23 protein-coding genes are annotated in these 21,151 nt (G+C 36.1%); 5 read left to right on the top strand and 18 right to left on the bottom strand.

What is annotated here, in order from left to right; translation table 11 throughout:
- Nucleotides 1-37 precede the first annotated feature (37 nt).
- From rpsN to rpsL, 18 genes are all read right to left on the bottom strand, one after another.
- Nucleotides 38-307 carry a 30S ribosomal protein S14 gene (gene rpsN, locus CHB80_RS19740; RefSeq protein ID WP_089373239.1) on the bottom strand — a complete coding sequence of 90 codons (270 nt, stop codon included), beginning with the start codon at nt 305-307 and terminating at the stop codon, nt 38-40.
- A 2-nt stretch (nt 308-309) separates the two neighbouring features.
- Entirely contained in the window at nt 310-861 is a 552-nt protein-coding gene (gene rplE, locus CHB80_RS19745) for a 50S ribosomal protein L5 (RefSeq protein WP_089373240.1), read from the bottom strand.
- 2 nt (nt 862-863) lie between these two features.
- On the bottom strand, nt 864-1,175 hold the full coding sequence (rplX, locus tag CHB80_RS19750; RefSeq protein ID WP_089373241.1) for a 50S ribosomal protein L24: 312 nt from the start codon (nt 1,173-1,175) through the stop codon (nt 864-866).
- Nucleotides 1,176-1,187: 12 nt separating this feature from the next.
- Nucleotides 1,188-1,556: a 50S ribosomal protein L14 gene (rplN, locus tag CHB80_RS19755; RefSeq protein ID WP_089373242.1), complete on the bottom strand. Its 369-nt coding sequence runs from the start codon at nt 1,554-1,556 to the stop codon at nt 1,188-1,190.
- Complete coding sequence (gene rpsQ, locus CHB80_RS19760) at nt 1,556-1,813, bottom strand: 30S ribosomal protein S17 (RefSeq protein ID WP_089373243.1); 258 nt, start codon at nt 1,811-1,813, stop codon at nt 1,556-1,558. The genes rplN and rpsQ overlap by 1 nt, the downstream gene beginning before the upstream one ends.
- 11 nt (nt 1,814-1,824) lie before the next feature.
- Entirely contained in the window at nt 1,825-2,013 is a 189-nt protein-coding gene (rpmC, locus tag CHB80_RS19765) for a 50S ribosomal protein L29 (protein ID WP_089373244.1), read from the bottom strand.
- An 11-nt stretch (nt 2,014-2,024) separates the two neighbouring features.
- A complete protein-coding gene (gene rplP, locus CHB80_RS19770) occupies nt 2,025-2,447 on the bottom strand; it encodes a 50S ribosomal protein L16 (protein ID WP_089373245.1) in 423 nt (140 codons plus the stop codon).
- A 20-nt stretch (nt 2,448-2,467) separates the two neighbouring features.
- Nucleotides 2,468-3,184 carry a 30S ribosomal protein S3 gene (gene rpsC, locus CHB80_RS19775; protein ID WP_089373246.1) on the bottom strand — a complete coding sequence of 239 codons (717 nt, stop codon included), beginning with the start codon at nt 3,182-3,184 and terminating at the stop codon, nt 2,468-2,470.
- A 5-nt stretch (nt 3,185-3,189) separates the two neighbouring features.
- Complete coding sequence (rplV, locus tag CHB80_RS19780) at nt 3,190-3,600, bottom strand: 50S ribosomal protein L22 (protein WP_089373247.1); 411 nt, start codon at nt 3,598-3,600, stop codon at nt 3,190-3,192.
- 8 nt (nt 3,601-3,608) lie between these two features.
- Nucleotides 3,609-3,887 (bottom strand): 30S ribosomal protein S19, encoded by a 279-nt coding sequence (gene rpsS, locus CHB80_RS19785; protein WP_089373248.1) that lies wholly within the window; start codon nt 3,885-3,887, stop codon nt 3,609-3,611.
- A gap of 6 nt (nt 3,888-3,893) precedes the next feature.
- Nucleotides 3,894-4,718 (bottom strand): 50S ribosomal protein L2, encoded by an 825-nt coding sequence (gene rplB / locus CHB80_RS19790; RefSeq protein WP_089373249.1) that lies wholly within the window; start codon nt 4,716-4,718, stop codon nt 3,894-3,896.
- A 9-nt stretch (nt 4,719-4,727) separates the two neighbouring features.
- On the bottom strand, nt 4,728-5,018 hold the full coding sequence (rplW, locus tag CHB80_RS19795; protein ID WP_089373250.1) for a 50S ribosomal protein L23: 291 nt from the start codon (nt 5,016-5,018) through the stop codon (nt 4,728-4,730).
- A 6-nt stretch (nt 5,019-5,024) separates the two neighbouring features.
- Nucleotides 5,025-5,654, bottom strand: coding sequence for a 50S ribosomal protein L4 (gene rplD / locus CHB80_RS19800; protein WP_089373251.1), 630 nt, complete (start codon nt 5,652-5,654; stop codon nt 5,025-5,027).
- Nucleotides 5,654-6,265 (bottom strand): 50S ribosomal protein L3, encoded by a 612-nt coding sequence (gene rplC / locus CHB80_RS19805; RefSeq protein WP_089373252.1) that lies wholly within the window; start codon nt 6,263-6,265, stop codon nt 5,654-5,656. The genes rplD and rplC overlap by 1 nt, the downstream gene beginning before the upstream one ends.
- Before the next feature lie 150 nt (nt 6,266-6,415).
- Complete coding sequence (gene rpsJ, locus CHB80_RS19810; RefSeq protein WP_013073266.1) at nt 6,416-6,721, bottom strand: 30S ribosomal protein S10; 306 nt, start codon at nt 6,719-6,721, stop codon at nt 6,416-6,418.
- Between the two features lie 12 nt (nt 6,722-6,733).
- Nucleotides 6,734-8,857: an elongation factor G gene (fusA, locus tag CHB80_RS19815; RefSeq protein WP_089373253.1), complete on the bottom strand. Its 2,124-nt coding sequence runs from the start codon at nt 8,855-8,857 to the stop codon at nt 6,734-6,736.
- A gap of 3 nt (nt 8,858-8,860) precedes the next feature.
- Nucleotides 8,861-9,337: a 30S ribosomal protein S7 gene (gene rpsG / locus CHB80_RS19820; RefSeq protein WP_089373254.1), complete on the bottom strand. Its 477-nt coding sequence runs from the start codon at nt 9,335-9,337 to the stop codon at nt 8,861-8,863.
- A gap of 26 nt (nt 9,338-9,363) precedes the next feature.
- Nucleotides 9,364-9,738, bottom strand: coding sequence for a 30S ribosomal protein S12 (gene rpsL, locus CHB80_RS19825; RefSeq protein WP_089373255.1), 375 nt, complete (start codon nt 9,736-9,738; stop codon nt 9,364-9,366).
- Between the two features lie 188 nt (nt 9,739-9,926).
- Between rpsL and CHB80_RS19830 the strand changes: the two genes are divergently transcribed.
- The 5 genes from CHB80_RS19830 to CHB80_RS19850 all read left to right on the top strand — a co-directional run bounded on the left by CHB80_RS19830 (nt 9,927) and on the right by CHB80_RS19850 (nt 21,139).
- On the top strand, nt 9,927-11,624 hold the full coding sequence (locus CHB80_RS19830) for a BamA/TamA family outer membrane protein (protein ID WP_089373256.1): 1,698 nt from the start codon (nt 9,927-9,929) through the stop codon (nt 11,622-11,624).
- Nucleotides 11,625-12,060: 436 nt separating this feature from the next.
- The gene (locus CHB80_RS19835; RefSeq protein WP_229746914.1) at nt 12,061-15,078 is read left to right on the top strand and encodes a SusC/RagA family TonB-linked outer membrane protein; all 3,018 of its coding nucleotides are present in this window, start codon (nt 12,061-12,063) and stop codon (nt 15,076-15,078) included.
- Between the two features lie 13 nt (nt 15,079-15,091).
- Nucleotides 15,092-16,570, top strand: a complete 1,479-nt coding sequence (locus tag CHB80_RS19840; protein WP_089373258.1) for a RagB/SusD family nutrient uptake outer membrane protein — start codon at nt 15,092-15,094, stop codon at nt 16,568-16,570.
- Nucleotides 16,571-16,582: 12 nt separating this feature from the next.
- Complete coding sequence (locus CHB80_RS19845) at nt 16,583-17,431, top strand: hypothetical protein (protein WP_089373259.1); 849 nt, start codon at nt 16,583-16,585, stop codon at nt 17,429-17,431.
- 462 nt (nt 17,432-17,893) lie between these two features.
- Entirely contained in the window at nt 17,894-21,139 is a 3,246-nt protein-coding gene (locus CHB80_RS19850; protein WP_089373260.1) for a SusC/RagA family TonB-linked outer membrane protein, read from the top strand.
- Nucleotides 21,140-21,151: the final 12 nt, after the last annotated feature.

A 21,151-nucleotide genomic window follows, 5' to 3' on the forward strand; every position in this document is an offset into this window, starting at 1 on the left:
TCGCGAAAGCAAAACCTTCCACCAGTTTATACTTTTTTTACCAGCTAGCTTTCTTAACTCCTGGGATCAAACCTTGATTTGCCATTTCTCTAAATGTAACACGAGAAATACCAAATTGTCTCATATATCCCTTTGGACGACCTGTTAACTTACAACGGTTGTGCATGCGTACAGGTGATGCATTTTTAGGTAGCTTTTGTAATGCTTCATAATCTCCAGCTTCTTTCAAAGCTTTACGTTTTTCAGCATATTTAGCAACCGTTTTTGCTCTTTTCACCTCACGGGCTTTCATTGATTCTTTAGCCATAATTAATTCTTTTTGAAAGGTAAACCTAGTTCTGTTAACAATGATTTTGCTTCTTTATCGGTAGTAGCAGAAGTTTCAAAAGTAATGTTCATACCTTCAATTTTCTTAATTCTATCGATATTGATTTCTGGAAAGATAATTTGCTCAGTAATTCCCATACTGTAATTACCTCTACCATCAAACCCTGTAGCATTAATTCCTCCAAAGTCTCTTACGCGAGGTAATGCAGATGTAATCAATCTATCAAGAAATTCATACATACGCTCACCACGTAAAGTTACTTTTGCTCCAATTGGCATTCCTTTACGTAACTTAAATGAAGCAACGTCTTTCTTAGAAATTGTAGAAACAGCTCTTTGTCCAGTAATTAGAGTAAGCTCTTCTACTGTATTCTCAACTAATTTCTTATCTGCAACAGCAGCTCCAATACCTCTAGACACAACGATCTTATTAAGTTTAGGAACTTGCATTACATTCTTATAGCCAAATTCTTCTGTAAGAGAAGCCGTTATACGGTCTTTAAACTCTTGTTTTAATCTTGGTACATATCCCATGACTATATGATTTCGTTTGTTGTTTTTGCGAAACGAACCTTCTTATCTCCTTCCATACGGTAACCTACACGAGTAGCTTTACCATTACTGTCTATTAAAGACACATTTGAAATTTGAAGAGGTGCTTCTTTTTCTTTAATACCACCTTGAGGATTTGCAGCGCTAGGCTTTTCATGTTTTTTAACCATGTTTACACCCTCAACGATAACTTTATTTTTATCTACAAATACCTTCACAACCTTACCTTCTTTCCCTTTTTGGGCTCCAGCAGTAACACGAACAGTATCTCCTGATTTTATTTTAAGTTTTGTCATCTTCTTAATGTATTAAAGCACTTCGGGTGCTAATGATACAATCTTCATGAATTGCTTATCACGAAGTTCTCTCGCTACTGGTCCAAAAACACGAGTTCCACGCATTTCACCTTGAGCGTTTAAAAGAACACAAGCATTATCGTCAAAACGAATGTATGATCCATCTGGACGACGCACTTCTTTCTTAGTACGCACAACTACTGCTGTAGAAACGGCTCCTTTTTTTACTTGACCGTTAGGAGTTGCATCTTTTACAGATACAACAATTTTATCTCCTACAGAAGCATATCTTCTCTTAGTACCTCCCAACACACGGATAGTCAAAACTTCTTTTGCTCCTGTGTTATCTGCTACTTTTAATCTTGATTCTTGCTGTAACATTACTTAGCTCTTTCAATGATTTCTACTAATCTCCAACATTTTGATTTACTCATAGGACGAGTTTCCATAATCCTAACAGTATCTCCTTCGTTGCAGTCATTTGTTTCGTCGTGTGCTACGTATTTTTTCGTTTTTAAAACGAATTTTCCATACATAGGGTGTTTTACTTTTTTAACCTCAGATACAACAATTGATTTTTGCATCTTATTACTGGTTACAACACCAATACGCTCTTTTCTTAAATTTCTTTTTTCCATCTTAAGCAGCGTTATTGTTCTCTTTTAGTTAATTCAGTTGCTATTCTTGCGACAGTACGTCTTAAAGCACGCAATTGAATAGGATTGTCTAATGGAGAAATTGTATGTGCCATTTTTAGATCTGCATAAGATCTTTTAGCTTTTCCAAGTTCTTCTTGTAATTCTGCTACAGATAATCCTTTTACTTCTGATTGTTTCATTATCTTATAATTTATTCAGCTGAAAAGTCTCTAGCTACAATATACTTTGTTCTCACAGGAAGTTTTTGAGCTGCAAGTCTAAGTGCTTCTTTAGCCACTGGCTCAGGCACTCCACCTACTTCAAATAATATACGTCCTGGTTTTACGACAGCTGCCCAATACTCAACAGCACCTTTACCTTTACCCATACGTACCTCAAGAGGCTTCTTAGTAATAGGCTTATCCGGGAATATTTTGATCCATAATTGACCTTCCCTTTTCATGTAACGTGTTGCTGCAATACGAGCTGCTTCTATCTGTCTAGCAGTAATAAAATTAGAGTCTGTTGACTTAATTCCAAAAGTTCCGTTTGAAAGTGTATGCCCTCTTTGAGAGAGACCTTTCATACGACCCTTCTGCTGCTTACGAAATTTTGTTTTTTTAGGCTGTAACATTTTCTTGTTCTTTTAAAAAATTACTTTCTACGGCGAGATCCGCGGTTATCTTTACCCGAACCACCTTTACCTGATTTTTTCTGTAAACCAACTAATGGAGAAAGTTCTCTTTTGCCATATACTTCACCTTTCATAATCCACACTTTAATACCCAGTCTACCGTAAGTAGTATGAGCTTCCACTAAAGCATAGTCTATATCGGCTCTAAATGTTGATAAAGGAATACGTCCATCTTTATAAGACTCTGAACGTGCCATTTCAGCACCATTCAAACGTCCAGAAATTTGGATTTTAATACCCTCAGCGTTCATACGCATTGCAGCCGCAATTGCCATTTTTATCGCACGACGGAAAGAGATACGACTTTCAATCTGACGAGCAACACTAGACCCTACCAAGAACGCATCAAGTTCTGGGCGTTTGATCTCATGGATATTAATTTGTACTTCTTTTTCAGTAATTTTCTTAAGCTCTTCTTTTAACTTGTCTACCTCTTGACCACCTTTTCCGATAATAATACCAGGTCTAGCAGTAGTGATAGTAACGGTTACAAGTTTAAGCGTACGCTCAATAATTACACGTGACACACTAGCTTTACTTAAACGAGCGTGAATATAACGTCTAATCTTATCGTCTTCGGCAAGTTTATCACCGTAGTCGTTACCTCCGTACCAGTTAGATTCCCATCCTCTGATAATTCCTAGGCGATTTCCGATTGGATTTGTCTTCTGTCCCATCTAAATTAATTGCTTTGTGTGTTATCGTTTGCACCAAGCACAACTGTAACGTGATTGCTGCGTTTTCTTATTCTGTGTGCACGACCTTGTGGTGCTGGGCGCAATCTTTTTAACATTGCTCCACTATCCACTTTGATCTCTTTAATAAAAAGATCTGCATCCTCAATACTTGCGTCTTCGTTCTTTGCTTCCCAATTTGCAATTGCAGAAAGAACTAATTTCTCAACCTTGCGAGATGCTTCTTTATTACTAAATTTTAATAACTGAAGTGCTCTCTCCACCTTTGCTCCACGTACCATATCTGCTACTAGGCGCATTTTTCTAGGTGAAGTCGGGCAGTTATTCAATTTAGCGAAAGCTACTTGCTTATTAGCAGCTTTACGTGCCTCTGCTGATTCTCTTTTACGAACTCCCATGACTTCAATTATTTTTTACCTTTATTTTTTGCACCAGCATGTCCTCTGTAAGAACGTGTAGGTGAAAATTCTCCTAATTTATGACCCACCATATTTTCTGTAACATATACAGGAACAAATTGGCGACCATTATGTACTGCAATTGTTTGCCCCACAAAATCTGGAGTAATCATTGAAGCTCTAGACCATGTTTTAATTACAGTCTTTTTGTTAGCTTCAACATTTGCAGCTACTTTCTTTTCTAACTTATAGTGAACGTAAGGTCCTTTTTTTAATGAACGTGCCATATCTTATTATTTCTTTCTACGTTCTACAATATATTTATTACTCGCTTTCGTCTTAGAACGTGTTCTGTATCCTTTTGCAGGAACTCCATTTCTATTACGAGGGTGACCTCCAGATGATTTACCTTCACCACCTCCCATTGGGTGATCTACAGGGTTCATCACTACTGGACGTACACGAGGTCTTCTTCCTAACCAACGGCTTCTACCAGCTTTACCAGATACCAATAACTGATGATCGCTATTGGAAACAGCTCCAACTGTTGCCATACAAGTAACAAGAACTAGTCTTGTTTCTCCTGAAGGCAATTTAACCGTAGCGAATTTACCATCACGCGCCATTAACTGTGCAAAAGCACCAGCACTACGAGCCATAACAGCCCCTTGTCCCGGACGTAATTCGATACAAGAAATAATTGTTCCTAATGGAATATCTGAAAGTGGCATTGCATTACCAATTTCTGGAGCAACATTTGCTCCCGAAACGATATTTTGACCTACTTGAAGACCATTCTGAGCAATCACATAACGCTTTTCACCATCTTGATAGTTAAGCAATGCGATAAACGCAGTTCTGTTTGGATCATATTCAATTGATGCAACTGTAGCAGGAATTCCTTCCTTGTTACGTTTAAAATCAATAATACGGTACCTTCTTTTATGACCACCACCTACTTGGCGAATCGTCATTTTTCCCGTGTTGTTTCTACCTCCCGAGCGTTTTCTTGGAGCCAAAAGGCTCTTTTCAGGCTTATCAGTTGTGATCTGGTCGAAACCATTTACAACTCTAAATCGCTGCCCCGGAGTGATAGGTTTTAGTTTTCTTACTGACATTTTAAGAAATTAAATGTTGTTATAAAAATCTATTGTATCACCTTCCGCCAACTGTACAATTGCTTTTTTAATAGCATTTGTTTTACCAGTAATCATCCCAGATTTCGTGTAACGAGATTTGCGATCTGGACGGATATTCATTGTTCGAACTTTTTCAACTGAAACGCCATAAGCAGACTCAACTGCTTTTTTAATTTCAACCTTATTTGTTCTCATACTTACTTCGAAAGTATAGCGATTATTAACCTCACTATCCATCGTAGCTTTTTCCGTAATAACAGGTTTTATTAAAATACTCATGACGTCTTATTTAGCTAAGTTAGTCTCAATACCTTCTAAAGAACCTTCAAGTAATACAACATTATTTGCATTCATAATCTTGTAAGTACTTAATTCTGAGCTAGTTATAACTTCAGAGCTCTTTAAATTGCGTGACGACAAATATACATTATTATTTGACTCTCCCAACACTATCAAAGATTTTTTATTCTCAAGCCCTAAAGCCTTAAGCACATTAATAAAATCTTTTGTCTTTGGAGACTCAAAATTAAAGTCTTCTACGACTGTGATTGCTTTATCATTTGCCTTTAAAGAAAGTGCAGAACGACGTGCTAATCTTTTCATTCCTTTATTAAGTTTGAAGGAATAGTTTCTTGGTCTAGGACCAAACATTCTTCCTCCTCCTTTAAAAACACCAGACTTGATACTACCCGCACGAGCCGTACCAGTTCCTTTTTGTTTTTTGATCTTACGAGTAGATCCTGAAATTTCAGCTCTCTCTTTTGCCTTATGAGTTCCTTGACGTTGATTAGCAAGATATTGCTTAACATCTAAGTATACAGCATGATTATTAGGCTCAATAGCAAAAACAGCATCAGAAAGGTTTGCCTCTCTCCCTGTTTCTTTTCCTTTAATATCTACAACTGCTACTTTCATTATTTCTGAATGGTTACATAAGCGTTTTTGTGACCAGGAACACATCCTTTCACAACAAGTAGATTCTTATCTGCTACTACTTTTAAAACTCTTAAATTTTGAACTTTCACTTGATCACCTCCCATACGACCTGCCATACGCATTCCTTTGAATACACGTGCAGGATAAGAAGCAGCACCAATAGAACCTGGAGCTCTTAAACGGTTATGTTGACCGTGAGTTGCTTGTCCAACCCCAGCAAAGCCGTGACGCTTAACAACCCCTTGAAAACCTTTACCTTTTGAAGTTCCAGCTACATCTACAAATTCACCTTCTTCAAAGTGATCTACAGTGATTGCATCTCCTAATTTAAATTCTCCTTCAAATCCTTGAAACTCGACAACTTTGCGTTTTGCAACCGTACCTGCTTTTTTAGCGTGACCGCTAGCAGCTTTGTTTGCCTTTTTTGCGTCATCGAAACCAAGTTGAAGGGCTTCATACCCGTCAGTTTCTTTGGTTCTGACTTGGGTAACTACGCAGGGACCTACCTCTAAGACTGTACATGGAATGTTTTTCCCATTTTCGTCAAAGATGCTGGTCATACCTACTTTTTTTCCGATTAACCCAGACATATTTATTTATATTAATTATTAAAATTCTATTCAAAAAAAACAGGGTCAAATACCTTCAACCCTGAATGTATTTTCTCCGTTTTTCCCTCGCACGCAGCTCAGGACATTTTATAGTGATGAGTACGCTTTCGCGAAAGCGCACTCAATCTATCACACTTTTATCTCTACTTCAACTCCACTAGGCAATTCTAACTTCATTAACGCGTCAATCGTTTTTGAAGAAGAACTATAGATATCAAGCAAACGCTTGTAAGAGCTAAGCTCAAACTGCTCACGAGATTTCTTGTTTACGTGTGGAGAACGTAGTACTGTAAAAATTTTCTTATGCGTAGGAAGTGGAATTGGCCCAGTTACTACAGCTCCAGTTGTTTTTACTGTCTTTACGATTTTCTCAGCAGACTTATCTACTAAGTTGTGGTCGTAAGACTTTAATTTGATTCTTATTTTTTGACTCATATCCTTAGTAAATTAATTTGTTCCTTTAGATGCTGCAATCACCTCTTCTGATATATTAGAAGGAGTTTCTGCATAGTGAGAAAATTCCATTGTAGATGTAGCACGTCCAGAAGATAATGTTCTTAATGTAGTTACATATCCAAACATTTCTGAAAGTGGCACAGTAGCCTTTACAGTTTTTGCCCCAGCACGATCACCCATATCACTCACTTGTCCACGACGACGGTTAAGATCACCTACAATATCACCCATATTTTCTTCAGGAGTAATTACCTCAAGCTTCATAATAGGCTCCATAATAACTGCTTTTGCAGCTTTTGCAGCATTCTTAAATCCTAATTTCGCAGCAAGTTCGAAAGATAACTGATCAGAATCCACATCATGGTAAGATCCATCTGTTAATGTTACCTTCATAGCATCTACCTCGTATCCAGCTAGAGGACCGTTAACCATTGCCATTTTGAATCCTTTTTCAATAGAAGGGATAAATTCCTTAGGAACGTTACCACCTTTAATTGTAGAAACAAATTCAAGACCTACTTTTCCTTCTTCAGCTGGCTCAAGAGTAAATACGATATCAGCAAATTTACCACGACCTCCTGATTGCTTCTTGTAAACTTCACGATGATCTGCTTTTTGCGTAATCGCTTCTTTATACTCAACCTGAGGTTGTCCTTGATTTACCTCTACCTTAAACTCACGCTTAAGACGATCTACAATAATATCTAAGTGAAGCTCACCCATTCCAGATATAATAGTCTGTCCTGAAGCCTCATCAGTTTTAACTTGGAATGTTGGATCTTCTTCAGAAAGCTTAGCAAGCGCCATACCTAGCTTATCTACGTCAGCTTTTGTTTTAGGCTCTACTGCGATACCAATTACCGGATCTGGGAAGTCCATTGATTCAAGAACAATAGGATGCTTCTCAGAAGACATAGTGTCTCCAGTTTTAATATCTTTAAATCCAACCGCAGCTCCAATATCTCCTGCCTCGATATACTCGATAGCATTTTGTTTATTAGAGTGCATTTGATATATACGAGAGATACGTTCTTTCTTTCCTGAACGGTTGTTCAAAATGTAAGATCCAGCATCTAAACGACCTGAATACGCACGGAAGAATGCCAAACGACCCACAAATGGATCTGTAGCAATCTTAAATGCAAGCGCCGCAAATGGCTCTTTTACATCTGGCTTACGAATCTCTTCCTCTTCTGTATCAGGATTAATCCCCACAATACCTTCCTTATCTGTTGGAGAAGGCAAGTAACGACATACCGCATCAAGAAGGAATTGAACTCCTTTATTCTTAAATGCAGATCCACAAATCATAGGAATTATAGCCATATCCATTACCGCAGCACGAAGTGCAGCATGCACTTCTTCTTCAGTAATAGAATCTTCATCTTCCATAAATTTCTCAAGAAGATTCTCATCGTAAGTTGCCACTTCTTCAATAAGCATCGCACGATATTTTCTAGCCTCTTCCTTCATATCTTCAGGAATATCGATTATATCAAATGTAGACCCTTGCGTTTCATCATGCCATACAATAGCACGATTTTTTACAAGATCGATAATTCCTTTAAAGTCTGCCTCATCACCAATATTCAATACAATTGGCACAGCATTAGACTTCAACATGTCTTTTACTTGCTGACATACAGCAAGGAAATTAGAACCCTGACGGTCCATTTTATTTACAAATCCAATACGTGGCACTTTGTAATTATCAGCTAGTCTCCAGTTAGTTTCAGATTGTGGCTCAACACCATCAACAGCACTAAATAAGAATACTAACCCATCAAGAACACGTAATGAACGGTTTACTTCAACCGTAAAATCAACGTGACCTGGAGTATCAATTATATTAAAATGATATCCTTTAGTTTCAGGAGTAGACTGTCCATTTTCAAGTGGGAATTTCCACTCACAAGTAGTAGCAGCAGAAGTAATCGTGATACCACGCTCTTGCTCTTGCTCCATCCAGTCCATTGTAGCAGCACCATCATGCACCTCTCCAATTTTGTGACTTACACCTGTATAATAAAGAATACGCTCAGTAGTAGTAGTTTTACCAGCATCAATGTGTGCAGCAATACCAATATTTCTAGTGAATTTTAAATTTCTTGCCATTTCTTAGAATCTAAAGTGTGAGAATGCTTTATTTGCTTCTGCCATCTTGTGTGTATCAACACGTTTCTTTACAGCAGCACCTTCCTCTTTTGCAGCAGCTAATATTTCTGCAGCAAGCTTAGAAGCCATAGATTTTTCATTTCTTTTTCTTGCATATCCAATTAACCACTTCATAGCAGTTGAGATCTTACGATCTGGACGGATTTGCATTGGAATTTGGAAAGTTGCCCCTCCTACTCGACGACTACGTACTTCTACGTGAGGCATCACATTAGATAATGCATCTTTCCACATTTCTAATGCTGTTTTCTCTTCGTCTGTTTTCTTCTCTTCTACGATATCAATTGCATCGTAAAAAACTTTAAAAGCTACCGATTTTTTTCCATCCCACATCATCATGTTAACGAATCTAGTCACTAACTGATCGTTAAAGCGTGGATCTGGTAAAAGTGGTCTCTTCTTGGCCTGTCTTTTTCTCATTTCTTCTCTTTAAAAGTGTTGATGATTTACTTTTTAGGGCGTTTTGCACCATATTTAGATCTCGACTGTAGTCTTCCCTGAACACCTGCGGTATCCAAAGCTCCACGTACAATGTGATATCTAACTCCTGGCAAATCTTTTACCCTTCCACCTCTAACCAATACTATCGAGTGCTCCTGAAGATTGTGTCCTTCACCTCCGATGTATGCATTCACCTCTTTACCATTTGTTAAACGAACACGCGCAACTTTACGCATAGCCGAGTTTGGTTTCTTAGGTGTAGTCGTGTAAACACGAGTACATACGCCGCGACGTTGTGGGCACGAATCTAAAGCAGCCGATTTACTCTTCTTGGTTATTTTGGCTCTTCCTTTTCGTACTAATTGTGAAATTGTTGGCATAATTTCTTTCTACCTAAATTTTGTTAAAAATTAACTAACCCTTTTCTAAGGGCTTGCAAAAGTACAATTATTTTAAGATTAATCAAATAATAACTCACTTATTTTAATTTGCTTTTCCATTAAATAAAATTAAAAACACTTTTTACCTACAAAAACCGTTAGTTTTACATTAAAAAATCAAATTCAATTTGAGACGCATTATCTATATTTTTTTCCTTTTGTATATATACAACACTTCTTACTGCCTGTCTCAAGAAGGAAAGCTAATTCTTACCATCAAAGGAGAATCTCCTACTGAAACAAAATTAATTGACAGTATAGGATACCAAAAAACATTCAAAGAACTCACACCCCTTTTCAAAACCATAGACAGCCTTAAAAATGACCTCTCCCAATTAGGGTATATAGATATTATAGAAAAAAGAAATAAAGACAGCGATTCTTCCTATACATCCAGAATGAGTTTAGGCAAGCATTATAAATATATAAGAATATACACAGGTAGCGAGTCGGTTATTAAAGCATATCTCAAAAAAGGAAATCTCACTATAAAAAACGATAGTATTCTTATTGAGACCGCTTTCGCGAAAGCGGTTTTAGAAAATTTAACCTCCATTGTTGCAAATAGCGGAAATCCATTTACCAGCTTTCAAATAACATCCATCACCAAAGACAACTCAAATACACTTAACGGAAATCTATCTATAGAACAGGATGTAAATCGCTATGCTGATCGCATCATTATAAATGGTTACAAGAAAGTTCCGAAAGGATACATAAGACATTATGCAAGAATAAAAGAAGGCAACGTATTTAATCAAAAAGAATTACTCGAACAAAACGAGCGATTAAACAATCTAAGTTTTATCACCTCAAAAAAAGATCCTCAGGTTTTATTTACAAAAGATAGCACTACATTATATTTTTACCTAGAAAGAAAAGTCAACAATCGTTTTGATGGTTTTCTTGGTTTTGCAACAAACGAAGAAACTAATAGATTACAATTAGATGGTTACATAGACCTCATACTAACAAATAATCTTAATTATGGCGAAACATTACTCTTAAACTACAAGAGCGATGGTGATGATCAAACACAATTAAATGTAAAAGCCACATTACCATATCTATTCAGAAGTCCGCTTGGGCTTGAAACACAATTATCATTATTCAGAAAAGACAGTACATTTTCTGAAAACAGTCAAGAAGTTAGCTTATTCTATCAAATAAATGCGAATAGCACCATTTCATTAGGATACAAGTCAAAACAATCTGAAGATCTTATTGAATCTACGAATACAGATAATGAGATCATAGAAGATTATACACAACAAAGAATACTTGGAGGTTTCACATTTTCAAAATTACAATCCGATTTTTTCTTTCCGATCAAGACACAATTTATTCTAGAGGGTGAAATAGGAAACAGATCATCTACCGCAATTAAAGAAGAGCAAGTTAATTTTGATGCTACCACAAGTCATATATTTCAGCTCAACGAAACCAATCAGATTTACCTCCGAAACAAAACACAAGTGCTTCTATCTGACTCATACTTAACTAATGAATTATACAGGTTTGGCGGAATCACTAGTATCAGGGGATTTGAAGAAAATAGCATTTTTGCAAATCTCGTAAGCACATTAAACACAGAATACAGATATGTTTTAAATTCTAGCATATATGTACACAGTATTATTGATCTAGCATATTTTGAAAATGAAATTACTGATCAAAAAGAAAAACTCGTAAGTTTTGGACTTGGAGCCGGATTAAGAACTAAAGCAGGTATCTTCAAGATTAATCTCGCCAATGGAAAAGCTGAAAATCAAACATTTCGTTTTTCTAACACGAAACTACATTTCCAACTAGCAATACGCTTTTAATTAAGGAGCTATATTTTTTTATGTTAAAATTAACATAAAAGTAAAGCTTTATCGGTGTTATCTAAAAACCGCCATTAAATAGCAATCTTGATAATGAAATAGAAAAATATCAGGAAGCACCTCCTTACTATTTTATGTTCAACGTGAACAAGAATATTGACCTGATATGCATTTTAAAAAGAATTGCAAATTCTGCTTAAAAAGAATTACACTACACTTTTAAACCTCCTTATGCTTTTCAGCCACTGAACAAGCAGTAATTCAACAATTAAGCATACAACCTATCAAAAAGAAAAAATCAATTTCTTTAAAGATAATTCACTTAAAATGCATATAATTTCAATATTTAGCAATAAATAGTTGTGTAAATAACTTTTTATTGTGATTTTTATCAAAAATTGTAATTTAAAAGAAAATGAAAAAAAAGTTATGCTTAATGCTGACACTATTTCTAGTGTTGGCAGTGCAGACTGCGTCTGCACAAGAAAAAACAGTATCAGGAACAGTCCTAGAAACTGAAGGCCCTTTACCAGGCGCAAATGTTTTAGTAAAGGGTACATCCAATGGTACACAAACAGATTTTGATGGTAAGTTTACCTTATCCAATGTAAATTCCACAGACATTCTTGTCATAAGTTATGTAGGATTTAAAAATGTAGAAGTTCCAGTAGGCAATCAAACTTCAATTACTGTAACACTAGAACCCGATAATACGCTTGAGGAAGTAGTTATTGTAGGGTTTGGTAGTAGAACGAAAGAACTATCTACCTCTGCTATATCTACCGTTACTGGTAAAGATATAGAAAACTTAGTACCGTCTACTAGTTTAGATAACGCTCTACAAGGTAAAGCCGCTGGTGTGCAAGTTGTTGGAGCTAATGGTAGACCTGGTCAAACTGCATTTGTACAAATACGTGGAATTGGGTCATTAAGTGCATCTACCACTCCATTATATGTTGTAGATGGGGTTCCTATAGACGCCAATGACGTAAACAACATCAATCCAAATGACATAGAAAGTTTCTCTATCTTAAAAGATGCAGCTACAGTAAGTTTATATGGTTCACGTGGAGCAAATGGGGTTGTTCTTATTACAACTAAGAAAGGAAAAAGTGGAGAAGCAAGAATCAATTTCAATTCTTCCATAGGATTTTCCCAACGTATTCCAGACCCTTTTGATCTTTTAGACGCAAGAGGTAAATTAGATATCGAAAGACAATTTGCCGAGCTTGGTGTTGCAGCTGCCCAAAGTTTACCTGGAGCCACTTCTACACCAGAAGAGCTTGCCGCTCTTATTGACTTAGATACAGATTGGGAAAACGAACTTCTTCGACAAGGGTTTATACAAAACAACTCCCTTTCTATATCTGGAGGAGATGATAAACTAAACTATTTCTTATCCTTGGCATATAGTAAAAACACTGGTATTATTGATCGTATTGATGGTTTTGAAAGAACCTCATTACGTCTAAACACATCGTACCAAGCCAAAGAATGGTTACGTGTAGACACAAAAATATCTTTATCACGTAATACATCTGACCTCCCAAGAGACAGAAACAATGTTCAAAACCCATTTAGGGCTTTATATGACTACAATCCTTATGAACCATTATTTCTAAGAGATGCAGATGGAAACATTCAAACAGATGAAAATGGGGATAATGTATTCAATCCAACTTCAACAGGTTTTCCAATTGCCAGAGCTCTTGAAACAGAACCAGAAGACAATAGAAATTTCTTAATTATAGGTAGTTTAGGTGCTAACATCAAATTATCTGACAAATTTTCTAACAACTTCTTAGTTGGAGCAACGTCTAATAGATTTAATAGAACCAATAGATCACTTCCTGGAGGAGTTCTTCAAGGGTTTGTAGGAGATGCGAATTTTCCAGGAACTCAAACAGATAATGCATCTATCGATTTACGCTACAATGTAACAAATACATTGAGCTATAAGGACACCTTTAATGAAGTACATAACCTTCAAGCTGACTTTCTTTTAGATTATGTTGAGCGTATTTTTACAAGTCAGTTTTCTACAAGTAGAGGATTCCCTTCACCTGATATTCCATTTCAAGATGTTGCAACTGAAGCACAAACAGCTGGTTCAAATGAAATAAGAAATAGATTATTCTCTCAAGGATTATTTCTAACATATGATTATAATAGAAAATATGTTGCCTCAGCTAGTATACGTCGTGATACATCAACTCGATTTGGGCCAAATAATCAAGAAGGGTACTTTTGGAGTGGTAGTTTAGCATGGAACTTAACCAATGAAGACTTTCTAGCCAACAATTCTACTATTAGCAATTTAAAGTTAAGAGGTTCTTTAGGAACGGCTGGTAATCAAGCTATTGGTGATTTCCAATTTTTAAACCTTGCTGGGTTTAGCACATTTAATGGAAATCCCGCATTAATTCCTTTCGGATTAGGAAATCCTAACATTCAATGGGAAGCACAAAGAACACTTGATATAGGTGTAGAATGGGGGCTTTTCAAAAATCGTCTAAATGGGGTTGTAGATTTTTTCCAAAGAAACTCAGACGAATTATTATTACCTAGACCACTTTCTTCAACTCAAGGAGACCTTGATAACTCTGTAGTTACAAATGTAGGAGAAATTGAGAATCAAGGATTAGAAGTTTCTTTAAACTATGATGTTGTAAGAAATAGTAATATCAGATTTTCTGTAGGTGGTAATATTTCATTCCAGCTAAATAATGAAGTAGTTTCATTATTAGATGGAGCAGATATTATCAACGGGAATACCATACTAAGAGAAGGTGAAGAATTAAACACATTCTTTTTACCAAGATATGCTGGCGTAAACCCTGCTAATGGAGCACCTTTATACCTTGATCAAAATGACGCTATCACTGACAATTTCAGTGCTGACTTCCAAACATTACTAGAAGGCAAATCACCTGCTCCAGATATTCAAGGAGGTTTTTATACAGATTTTAGTTGGAAAGGGTTTAGTGTACGTTCAGATTGGGCATTCCAAACTGGAAATTATATTCTCAACTTCCAGCGACAAGCAGGTGTTGCTATAGGCAACATAGATGCCAATCTTAGAACAGAAGCATTAAATTTCTGGAGACAACCTGGCGACACAGATGTACTCCCTAGCCCATTGTTTCAAGCTACTGCTGATCAAACTTCAACAAGATTCCTTGAAAAAGGCGATTTCTTACGTCTTAGATCATTAACTGTAGCCTATAGCCTGCCTAGCTCATTTACTGAAAAGCTATTTATAAGCTCATTAAGAATATACGGAACCGGACAAAACATACTTACAGTCACTGGTTTTGAAGGAGATCCAGAAGTAGGTATTGGATCTGCAGAAACATCTGCACCTGGTAATGCTGGTTTTGTAGCTGGAGCATTCAATTTATTTAGTTACCCACAAACTCGTTCTTATACGTTTGGCGTAGAAGTAGGATTTTAATAAAAAAAACAAAATGAAAAAAATAAAATTAACAATAGTATCAGCACTAATATTGAGTATGACATACTCTTGTAGTGATGAAATAGACAATTTAGAACCATTTACTTCTGTTAATCCTATAGATTTCCTACAAGGTACTACAGAATTTCAAACAGCGGTAGACGGAATGTACAATCAACTTTTTGGATATTACTCAGCACCAGGATCAGCGTTACAAGGTATTCCAGATATTTTATCTGATAATGCTATTTTAGTAACTACTGGTCGAAGATCTAATGAAGCATACTTTGACTACGAATACACAGCAGCAACCGGAGGTGCAATAAATCTATACTTTAGTCAAGCTTACAATGCCATAAATATTTCTAACATTGTTGTTTCTCAAATAGACAGACTAGAAGCTAGTGAAACAAGAGACAATATTTTAGGACAAGCATTAGCAGGAAGAGCTTGGGCTCATTTTGATCTAGCTCGTATATATGGACCTATACCAACACAATCGAGTGATGCTATTAATGCGCTAGGTGTTTCGTATATTAAGGTAGAAGATGGAGATGTAAATTTTGAAGAACCTGCTCCTATTTTTCCAGAACGAGAGTCTATAGGCTCTAATTATGAAGAAATTTTAGAAGACCTTATTACTGCTAGCACTTTGATTTCAGAATCAAACTCAGAAGGGAGACTAACTCGTAATGGGGTATTTGCGTTATTATCTAGAGTATATTTATACTTAGGACAATATCAAAATGCTATTGATGCCGCAAATGAAGTAACCACTGCGCTTGCTACTCAAGATGATTTAGAAAACATCTATATAGATGCTTCTAACGATGGTATCGTTATAGAACTCTCTGTTAATACAGCAGGACCAGAAGCAAACTTCAATAATGTAGGTGTTATTTATAGTCAAGGAAGCATAGAAGCTGGAGAAATCACGAATACAATATCTGAATATGCTGTAGACTTTGAATTCTTAAACAGCATTAGTGATGACGACGCAAGAAAAAATGTAATTCAATTTGATAGTGCTAATGGAGATGCAGAGCACAATGGAATCCGCAAGTTTCTGGGAGAAGCAGGACAAGTAAATGGACGTCTAGATATAAAAGTCATGAGAGCTGCAGAAGTTTTACTAAACAAAGCTGAAGCTGAATTCGAGTTAGGCCTTGAAGGATCTGCTCTAACTACACTAGACTTACTAAGAGCTCAGAGATACACTCCATTTACACCAGGGACTGAAACCGGACAAGCTCTAGAGGATGCTATTCAATTTGAACGAAGAGTAGAACTAGCATTTGAAGGACATCGATTTTTTGACTTAAAAAGACGAGGAGAGGCTATTCAACGATCTTCATTTGGGGATTTAAGAGATGGTTCAGGAACACCTGCAGAAACACAAACAATACCTAGTGGTGATTTTAGATTTCAATTTCCTATTCCTATAGCTGAAATAAATGCAAATCCTAACTACACTCAAAATACTGGGTACTAAAAAAAATGAAAAATGAAAAAAATTAAATATATACTATTAATAACAATAAGCATTATCGCATTTACATCATGTGATGATGACTCTGAATTCGGATCAGGAATCCAAGATTCAGATCCTTCCATAATTAGTCTAAGTCAATCTAGTGCTAATTTATCAATTGAAGTCGGAGAAACTAGAGAGATGATGTTTTCTGTAAACGCATCTAAATTATCAGATACTCCAAGAACTATTAATCTACTAATTAATGATGCATCAACACTAAATCCTGATTCTTATAGCATATCTACCACAAATGTAGTTATACCTGCGAATGAGTTTTCTGGTTCTTTCATTGTTACGATAACAGATCCTACAGGTTTTCCTGCATTAGCTGAAAATTTAATTTTAGATATTGAAGATTCTCCTAATTACACAACTTCAGAGATACTATCATCTCTTACAATAAGATCTGGTATATTAGGTCCCTTTTCAGGTTCGTATAAATTAGATGTATTGGAAGGCGTTTTTCCTGGTTTCGGAGCAACTGGCTCATACGAAACAGGAAGAGTAATTGATATCGAATTCCTCTCACTAGAAGATCGCAGAATAACAGACTTATGTTACCTGCCTTCACTAGGAAGCTTTTGCGGTCCATTTGACTTTTCAATTAATGGCGATCAAATTGAGGTGCCACTCCAAGCCCCAGGAGGAGGAGTAGGTTGTGGAGCAGCATTATTAGCTCGATCTTTCCCTGAAGATCAAGCCACAATTGATTTAGAAGACGACAGTGTGTTTCAAATTATATTCCAAGACAATGTAGACAATGCTGGAGGTTGTAATCTAGATCCATATAGAGTCGTATTTGAATTAACAAAACAATAAAAATTATTTTATTATTTAATAAAAAGGCTTTTCTGTTCAGAAAAGCCTTTTTCAATTTTATAAAACACCATCAAGAAACAAAAACAATAACAAATAAATGATAGCTTAAAGAACATCTATTAAAGAAACTACAACCCCCATATAACCTATCTCTAACAAATAATGAAAAACACATAAGAGTCAGTAAAATAAATCATTAACACTAAATTAACAGGCAAGGCAAGACACCATAAGCGATACTTATTGTTAAAAATTTAATAAATGAAATCTGTCATATTATATACTTTAATCATTAAAACATAAAAAGATCAAAGCTTCCCATATAGCTAGAACTCTAATTTTAAATACATCTCACCTATTATTCAGATATATTTAAAAATTCTAAATTTTAGGAGTAAATAGTTGTGTAATTAACTTTTTATTGTGATTTTTGACATTGGCTAATTCAAATAATTTATAAAAATGAAAACAAAGTTTAGTGGAATTTTAACGCTTTTGTTAGCGTTTGTCGTGCAAGTTTCATTTGCACAAACAACAGTTTCCGGAACAGTTTCTGAAGAAAACGGACCATTGCCTGGAGCAAGTGTCCTCGTTAAAGGAACTCAGACTGGAGCTCAAACCGATTTTGATGGTAACTATACTATTCAAGCAAGTCCTAATGATGTACTTGTTTTTAGCTATGTAGGTTACGCAACTCAAGAGGTTACTGTAGGTAATCAAACTACAATTAATGTTACTCTTGCTTCAGACAATCAACTTGATGAAGTAATCGTAACAGCTCAGGGTATAAAGCGTGAGAAGAAAGCGTTAGGATATGCTGTAAGTGAGGTTTCTTCTGAAGAAATAGAAAACCGTACAGAAGGTGATGTTGGACGTATACTTTCAGGTAAAGCGTCTGGGGTTGCTATTACATCTCAGAGTGGTGCATCAGGATCTGCAACTAACGTTGTAATTCGTGGTTACAACTCTATTAACGGTAGTAACCAAGCACTTTTCATCGTAGATGGTGTTCCTTTCAGTAGTGACACAAATACCGATGGAAACTTTGCAAACGGTAACAATGGATCTTCTCGTTTCTTAGATCTTGATCCAAACAATATTGAAAGCGTTAACGTACTTAAAGGTTTAGCAGCAGCTACTCTTTATGGTACAGCTGGACGTAATGGTGTAATTGTAATTACTACAAAATCTGCAACTTCTCGTGGACAAGGTCCAAAGAAAACAGAAATTACAATTAACCAATCTTATTTTGCTAATGAAATTGCTTCATTACCAGATTATCAAAACACCTACGGTGGAGGATTTGACCAATCATTTGGATGGTTCTTCTCTAACTGGGGTCCTGCTTTCAACCCTGATGGAGTTGATGGATATTTAAATGACCCAGCGCAATTAATTGCTGCTGATGGAACTGTAGAGCATCCATATTCTTCTTCAGCTTTCTTAGATGGATTCTTAGGAGGTAACAACATCCTTGAAGATGAATTCCAAGATCAGCGTTATGAGTGGAGACCATATAATAACGTAGATGCATTTTTTAGAACAGGAGCTGTTTCTAACACTTCTATTAATATAAATGGAAGTTCTGAAGATGGAAAAGTATCTTATAATGTAAACTACGGTCATTTAGATGATCAAGGATTTATCCCTGGAAACAGATTAAGAAGAAATAACTTATCTATTGGTGGTAGAGCTCAATTATCTAACAAGTTTACGATCTCTGGATCTTTAAACTATGCTAGAACAAATTTCGCTATTCCTCCAGTTGCTGCTTCTTTAGGAAACGGAACAACAGGATTCTCTGTATTTGCAAATGTATTCTTTACACCACGTAACGTAGATTTAGTAAACCTTCCATTTGAAATTCCTGAAACAGGAGGAAGTATATACTACCGTGATGGAAATGACATTAACAACCCAAATTGGATTGTTCAAAATGCACAAGATTCTCAATTAACAAACCGTGTATTTGGTACTTCAACTTTATCTTACCAATTATCAGATAACTTAAGCCTTCAGTATAGAGCTGGGGTTGATTTCTTCAACCAAAGAAACGAAAGTTACATTAACAGAGGTGGTGTATTAGGTGCTGCTCGTGATGATATTCGTGGAGAGTACAACACATTTGATATTAACACTAGAATCTGGGATCACTATGCTGCTATAAGCGGAGATTATGATTTAAGTGAAAAAATTGGTTTAACATTTATCGCCGGTGCAACTTCTAGATCTAGAGAAGTAGACGCACAAGGTGTAAATAGTACTGATCAGATCGTATTTGGTGTTCAAAGACACTTTAACTTTAGACAACAAGTTGCAAGACAATTCACTACTTTTAGAAATATTGTAGGGGTGTTAGCTCAAGCTGATTTTGATTATGACAACTTTGCTTTCATTACACTTTCTGCTCGTAATGACTGGGTTTCTAACCTTCCAACTGAGAACAACTCTCAGTTCTACCCAAGTGCTAGTATCTCTTTCTTACCAACAGCTGCATTTGATGGCTTAAAGAGTGATGCATTAAATTACTTAAAAGTAAGAGCTGGTTTAGGAACATCTGCAGGATTCCCTCAAGGATTCCCAGTATCTCAAATTGTAAACCAAGGAATTAACCAGCAACAAGTTGGTTTAACAACAAATGCACTTAGTAGCTTTAGAGCAAATCCAGACTTACAGCCTGAGCTTATTAGCGAATTTGAAGTAGGTTTCGATGCTCGTCTATGGAAAAATAGAGTTAGTTTAGATGTATCTTATTTTGATCGTCAAACTGAAGACTTAATTGTAAATAGAAACTTAGCACCTTCAACTGGATTTACCGCTACACAAGATAACATTGGTAAAGTAGAAGGAGATGGATGGGAAGTTGACTTAGGTGTTGACATCTTTAAAAGTGATAACAATGGATTCAACTGGAATTCAAGAATTAACTTTACTCAATCTGAGCAAATCGTAACTGAGCAAGCTGAAGATATCATTGTATATGCTGGATTCGGTAACTTAGGAAATGCTGCTATTCAAGGTGAGCAATTAGGGGTAATCGTTGGAGATCGTATCTTAAGAGATGCTAACGGTAACTTTGTAGTAAACGGTGCTGGTAACTATGTATCTGAGCCTAACATTACTTTAGATGATGGTCGTAACATTCAACCAATCATTGGTAACCCACAGCCAGATTATGTAATGAACTTTATCAACACATTATCATACAAGAACTTTAACTTAGGATTCCAAATTAACCACACTAAAGGAGGTGACATTTATGCATCAACTATTTCTGTACTTCTTGGTCGTGGATTAATTGTTGAAACTGAAGACAGAGAAAACACGTTCATCCTTCCAGGTGTAAATGTTGATGCTGCTGGAAATTCAACTCCTAACCAAACACAGATTAACAACTCTCAGTATTACTTCTCAAACATACTGTTCGGACCATCTGAATTACAAGTATATGATGGATCTGTAGTTAGACTTCAAGAAATTTCTTTTGGATATAATGTTCCTAAGAAATATTTAGAAAAAACACCATTCGGTTCTTTCAGCATTACGGCTAGCGGATTCAACCTTTGGTATGATGCATACAACACACCAGACGGAGCAAACTTTGATCCAAACGTAGCGGGTGTAGGTGTAGGTAACGGACGTGGATTTGATTTCCTTAACGGACCATCATCTAAGCGTTACGGTGTAAGTGTTAAAGCATCATTTTAATTAAAAATTTAT

Source organism: Dokdonia pacifica (assembly GCF_900188275.1).
Taxonomy (GTDB): domain Bacteria; phylum Bacteroidota; class Bacteroidia; order Flavobacteriales; family Flavobacteriaceae; genus Dokdonia; species Dokdonia pacifica.

What these genes read in the sequence shown, in the direction of transcription:
- rpsN (WP_089373239.1), bottom strand. Translation starts at nt 307, where the DNA reads ATGGCTAAAGAATCAATGAAAGCCCGTGAGGTGAAAAGAGCAAAAACG.
- rplE (WP_089373240.1), bottom strand. Translation starts at nt 861, where the DNA reads ATGGGATATGTACCAAGATTAAAACAAGAGTTTAAAGACCGTATAACG.
- rplX (WP_089373241.1), bottom strand. Translation starts at nt 1,175, where the DNA reads ATGACAAAACTTAAAATAAAATCAGGAGATACTGTTCGTGTTACTGCT.
- rplN (WP_089373242.1), bottom strand. Translation starts at nt 1,556, where the DNA reads ATGTTACAGCAAGAATCAAGATTAAAAGTAGCAGATAACACAGGAGCA.
- rpsQ (WP_089373243.1), bottom strand. Translation starts at nt 1,813, where the DNA reads ATGGAAAAAAGAAATTTAAGAAAAGAGCGTATTGGTGTTGTAACCAGT.
- rpmC (WP_089373244.1), bottom strand. Translation starts at nt 2,013, where the DNA reads ATGAAACAATCAGAAGTAAAAGGATTATCTGTAGCAGAATTACAAGAA.
- rplP (WP_089373245.1), bottom strand. Translation starts at nt 2,447, where the DNA reads ATGTTACAGCCTAAAAAAACAAAATTTCGTAAGCAGCAGAAGGGTCGT.
- rpsC (WP_089373246.1), bottom strand. Translation starts at nt 3,184, where the DNA reads ATGGGACAGAAGACAAATCCAATCGGAAATCGCCTAGGAATTATCAGA.
- rplV (WP_089373247.1), bottom strand. Translation starts at nt 3,600, where the DNA reads ATGGGAGTTCGTAAAAGAGAATCAGCAGAGGCACGTAAAGCTGCTAAT.
- rpsS (WP_089373248.1), bottom strand. Translation starts at nt 3,887, where the DNA reads ATGGCACGTTCATTAAAAAAAGGACCTTACGTTCACTATAAGTTAGAA.
- rplB (WP_089373249.1), bottom strand. Translation starts at nt 4,718, where the DNA reads ATGTCAGTAAGAAAACTAAAACCTATCACTCCGGGGCAGCGATTTAGA.
- rplW (WP_089373250.1), bottom strand. Translation starts at nt 5,018, where the DNA reads ATGAGTATTTTAATAAAACCTGTTATTACGGAAAAAGCTACGATGGAT.
- rplD (WP_089373251.1), bottom strand. Translation starts at nt 5,654, where the DNA reads ATGAAAGTAGCAGTTGTAGATATTAAAGGAAAAGAAACAGGGAGAGAG.
- rplC (WP_089373252.1), bottom strand. Translation starts at nt 6,265, where the DNA reads ATGTCTGGGTTAATCGGAAAAAAAGTAGGTATGACCAGCATCTTTGAC.
- rpsJ (WP_013073266.1), bottom strand. Translation starts at nt 6,721, where the DNA reads ATGAGTCAAAAAATAAGAATCAAATTAAAGTCTTACGACCACAACTTA.
- fusA (WP_089373253.1), bottom strand. Translation starts at nt 8,857, where the DNA reads ATGGCAAGAAATTTAAAATTCACTAGAAATATTGGTATTGCTGCACAC.
- rpsG (WP_089373254.1), bottom strand. Translation starts at nt 9,337, where the DNA reads ATGAGAAAAAGACAGGCCAAGAAGAGACCACTTTTACCAGATCCACGC.
- rpsL (WP_089373255.1), bottom strand. Translation starts at nt 9,738, where the DNA reads ATGCCAACAATTTCACAATTAGTACGAAAAGGAAGAGCCAAAATAACC.
- CHB80_RS19835 (WP_229746914.1), top strand. Translation starts at nt 12,061, where the DNA reads ATGCTGACACTATTTCTAGTGTTGGCAGTGCAGACTGCGTCTGCACAA.
- CHB80_RS19840 (WP_089373258.1), top strand. Translation starts at nt 15,092, where the DNA reads ATGAAAAAAATAAAATTAACAATAGTATCAGCACTAATATTGAGTATG.
- CHB80_RS19845 (WP_089373259.1), top strand. Translation starts at nt 16,583, where the DNA reads ATGAAAAAAATTAAATATATACTATTAATAACAATAAGCATTATCGCA.
- CHB80_RS19850 (WP_089373260.1), top strand. Translation starts at nt 17,894, where the DNA reads ATGAAAACAAAGTTTAGTGGAATTTTAACGCTTTTGTTAGCGTTTGTC.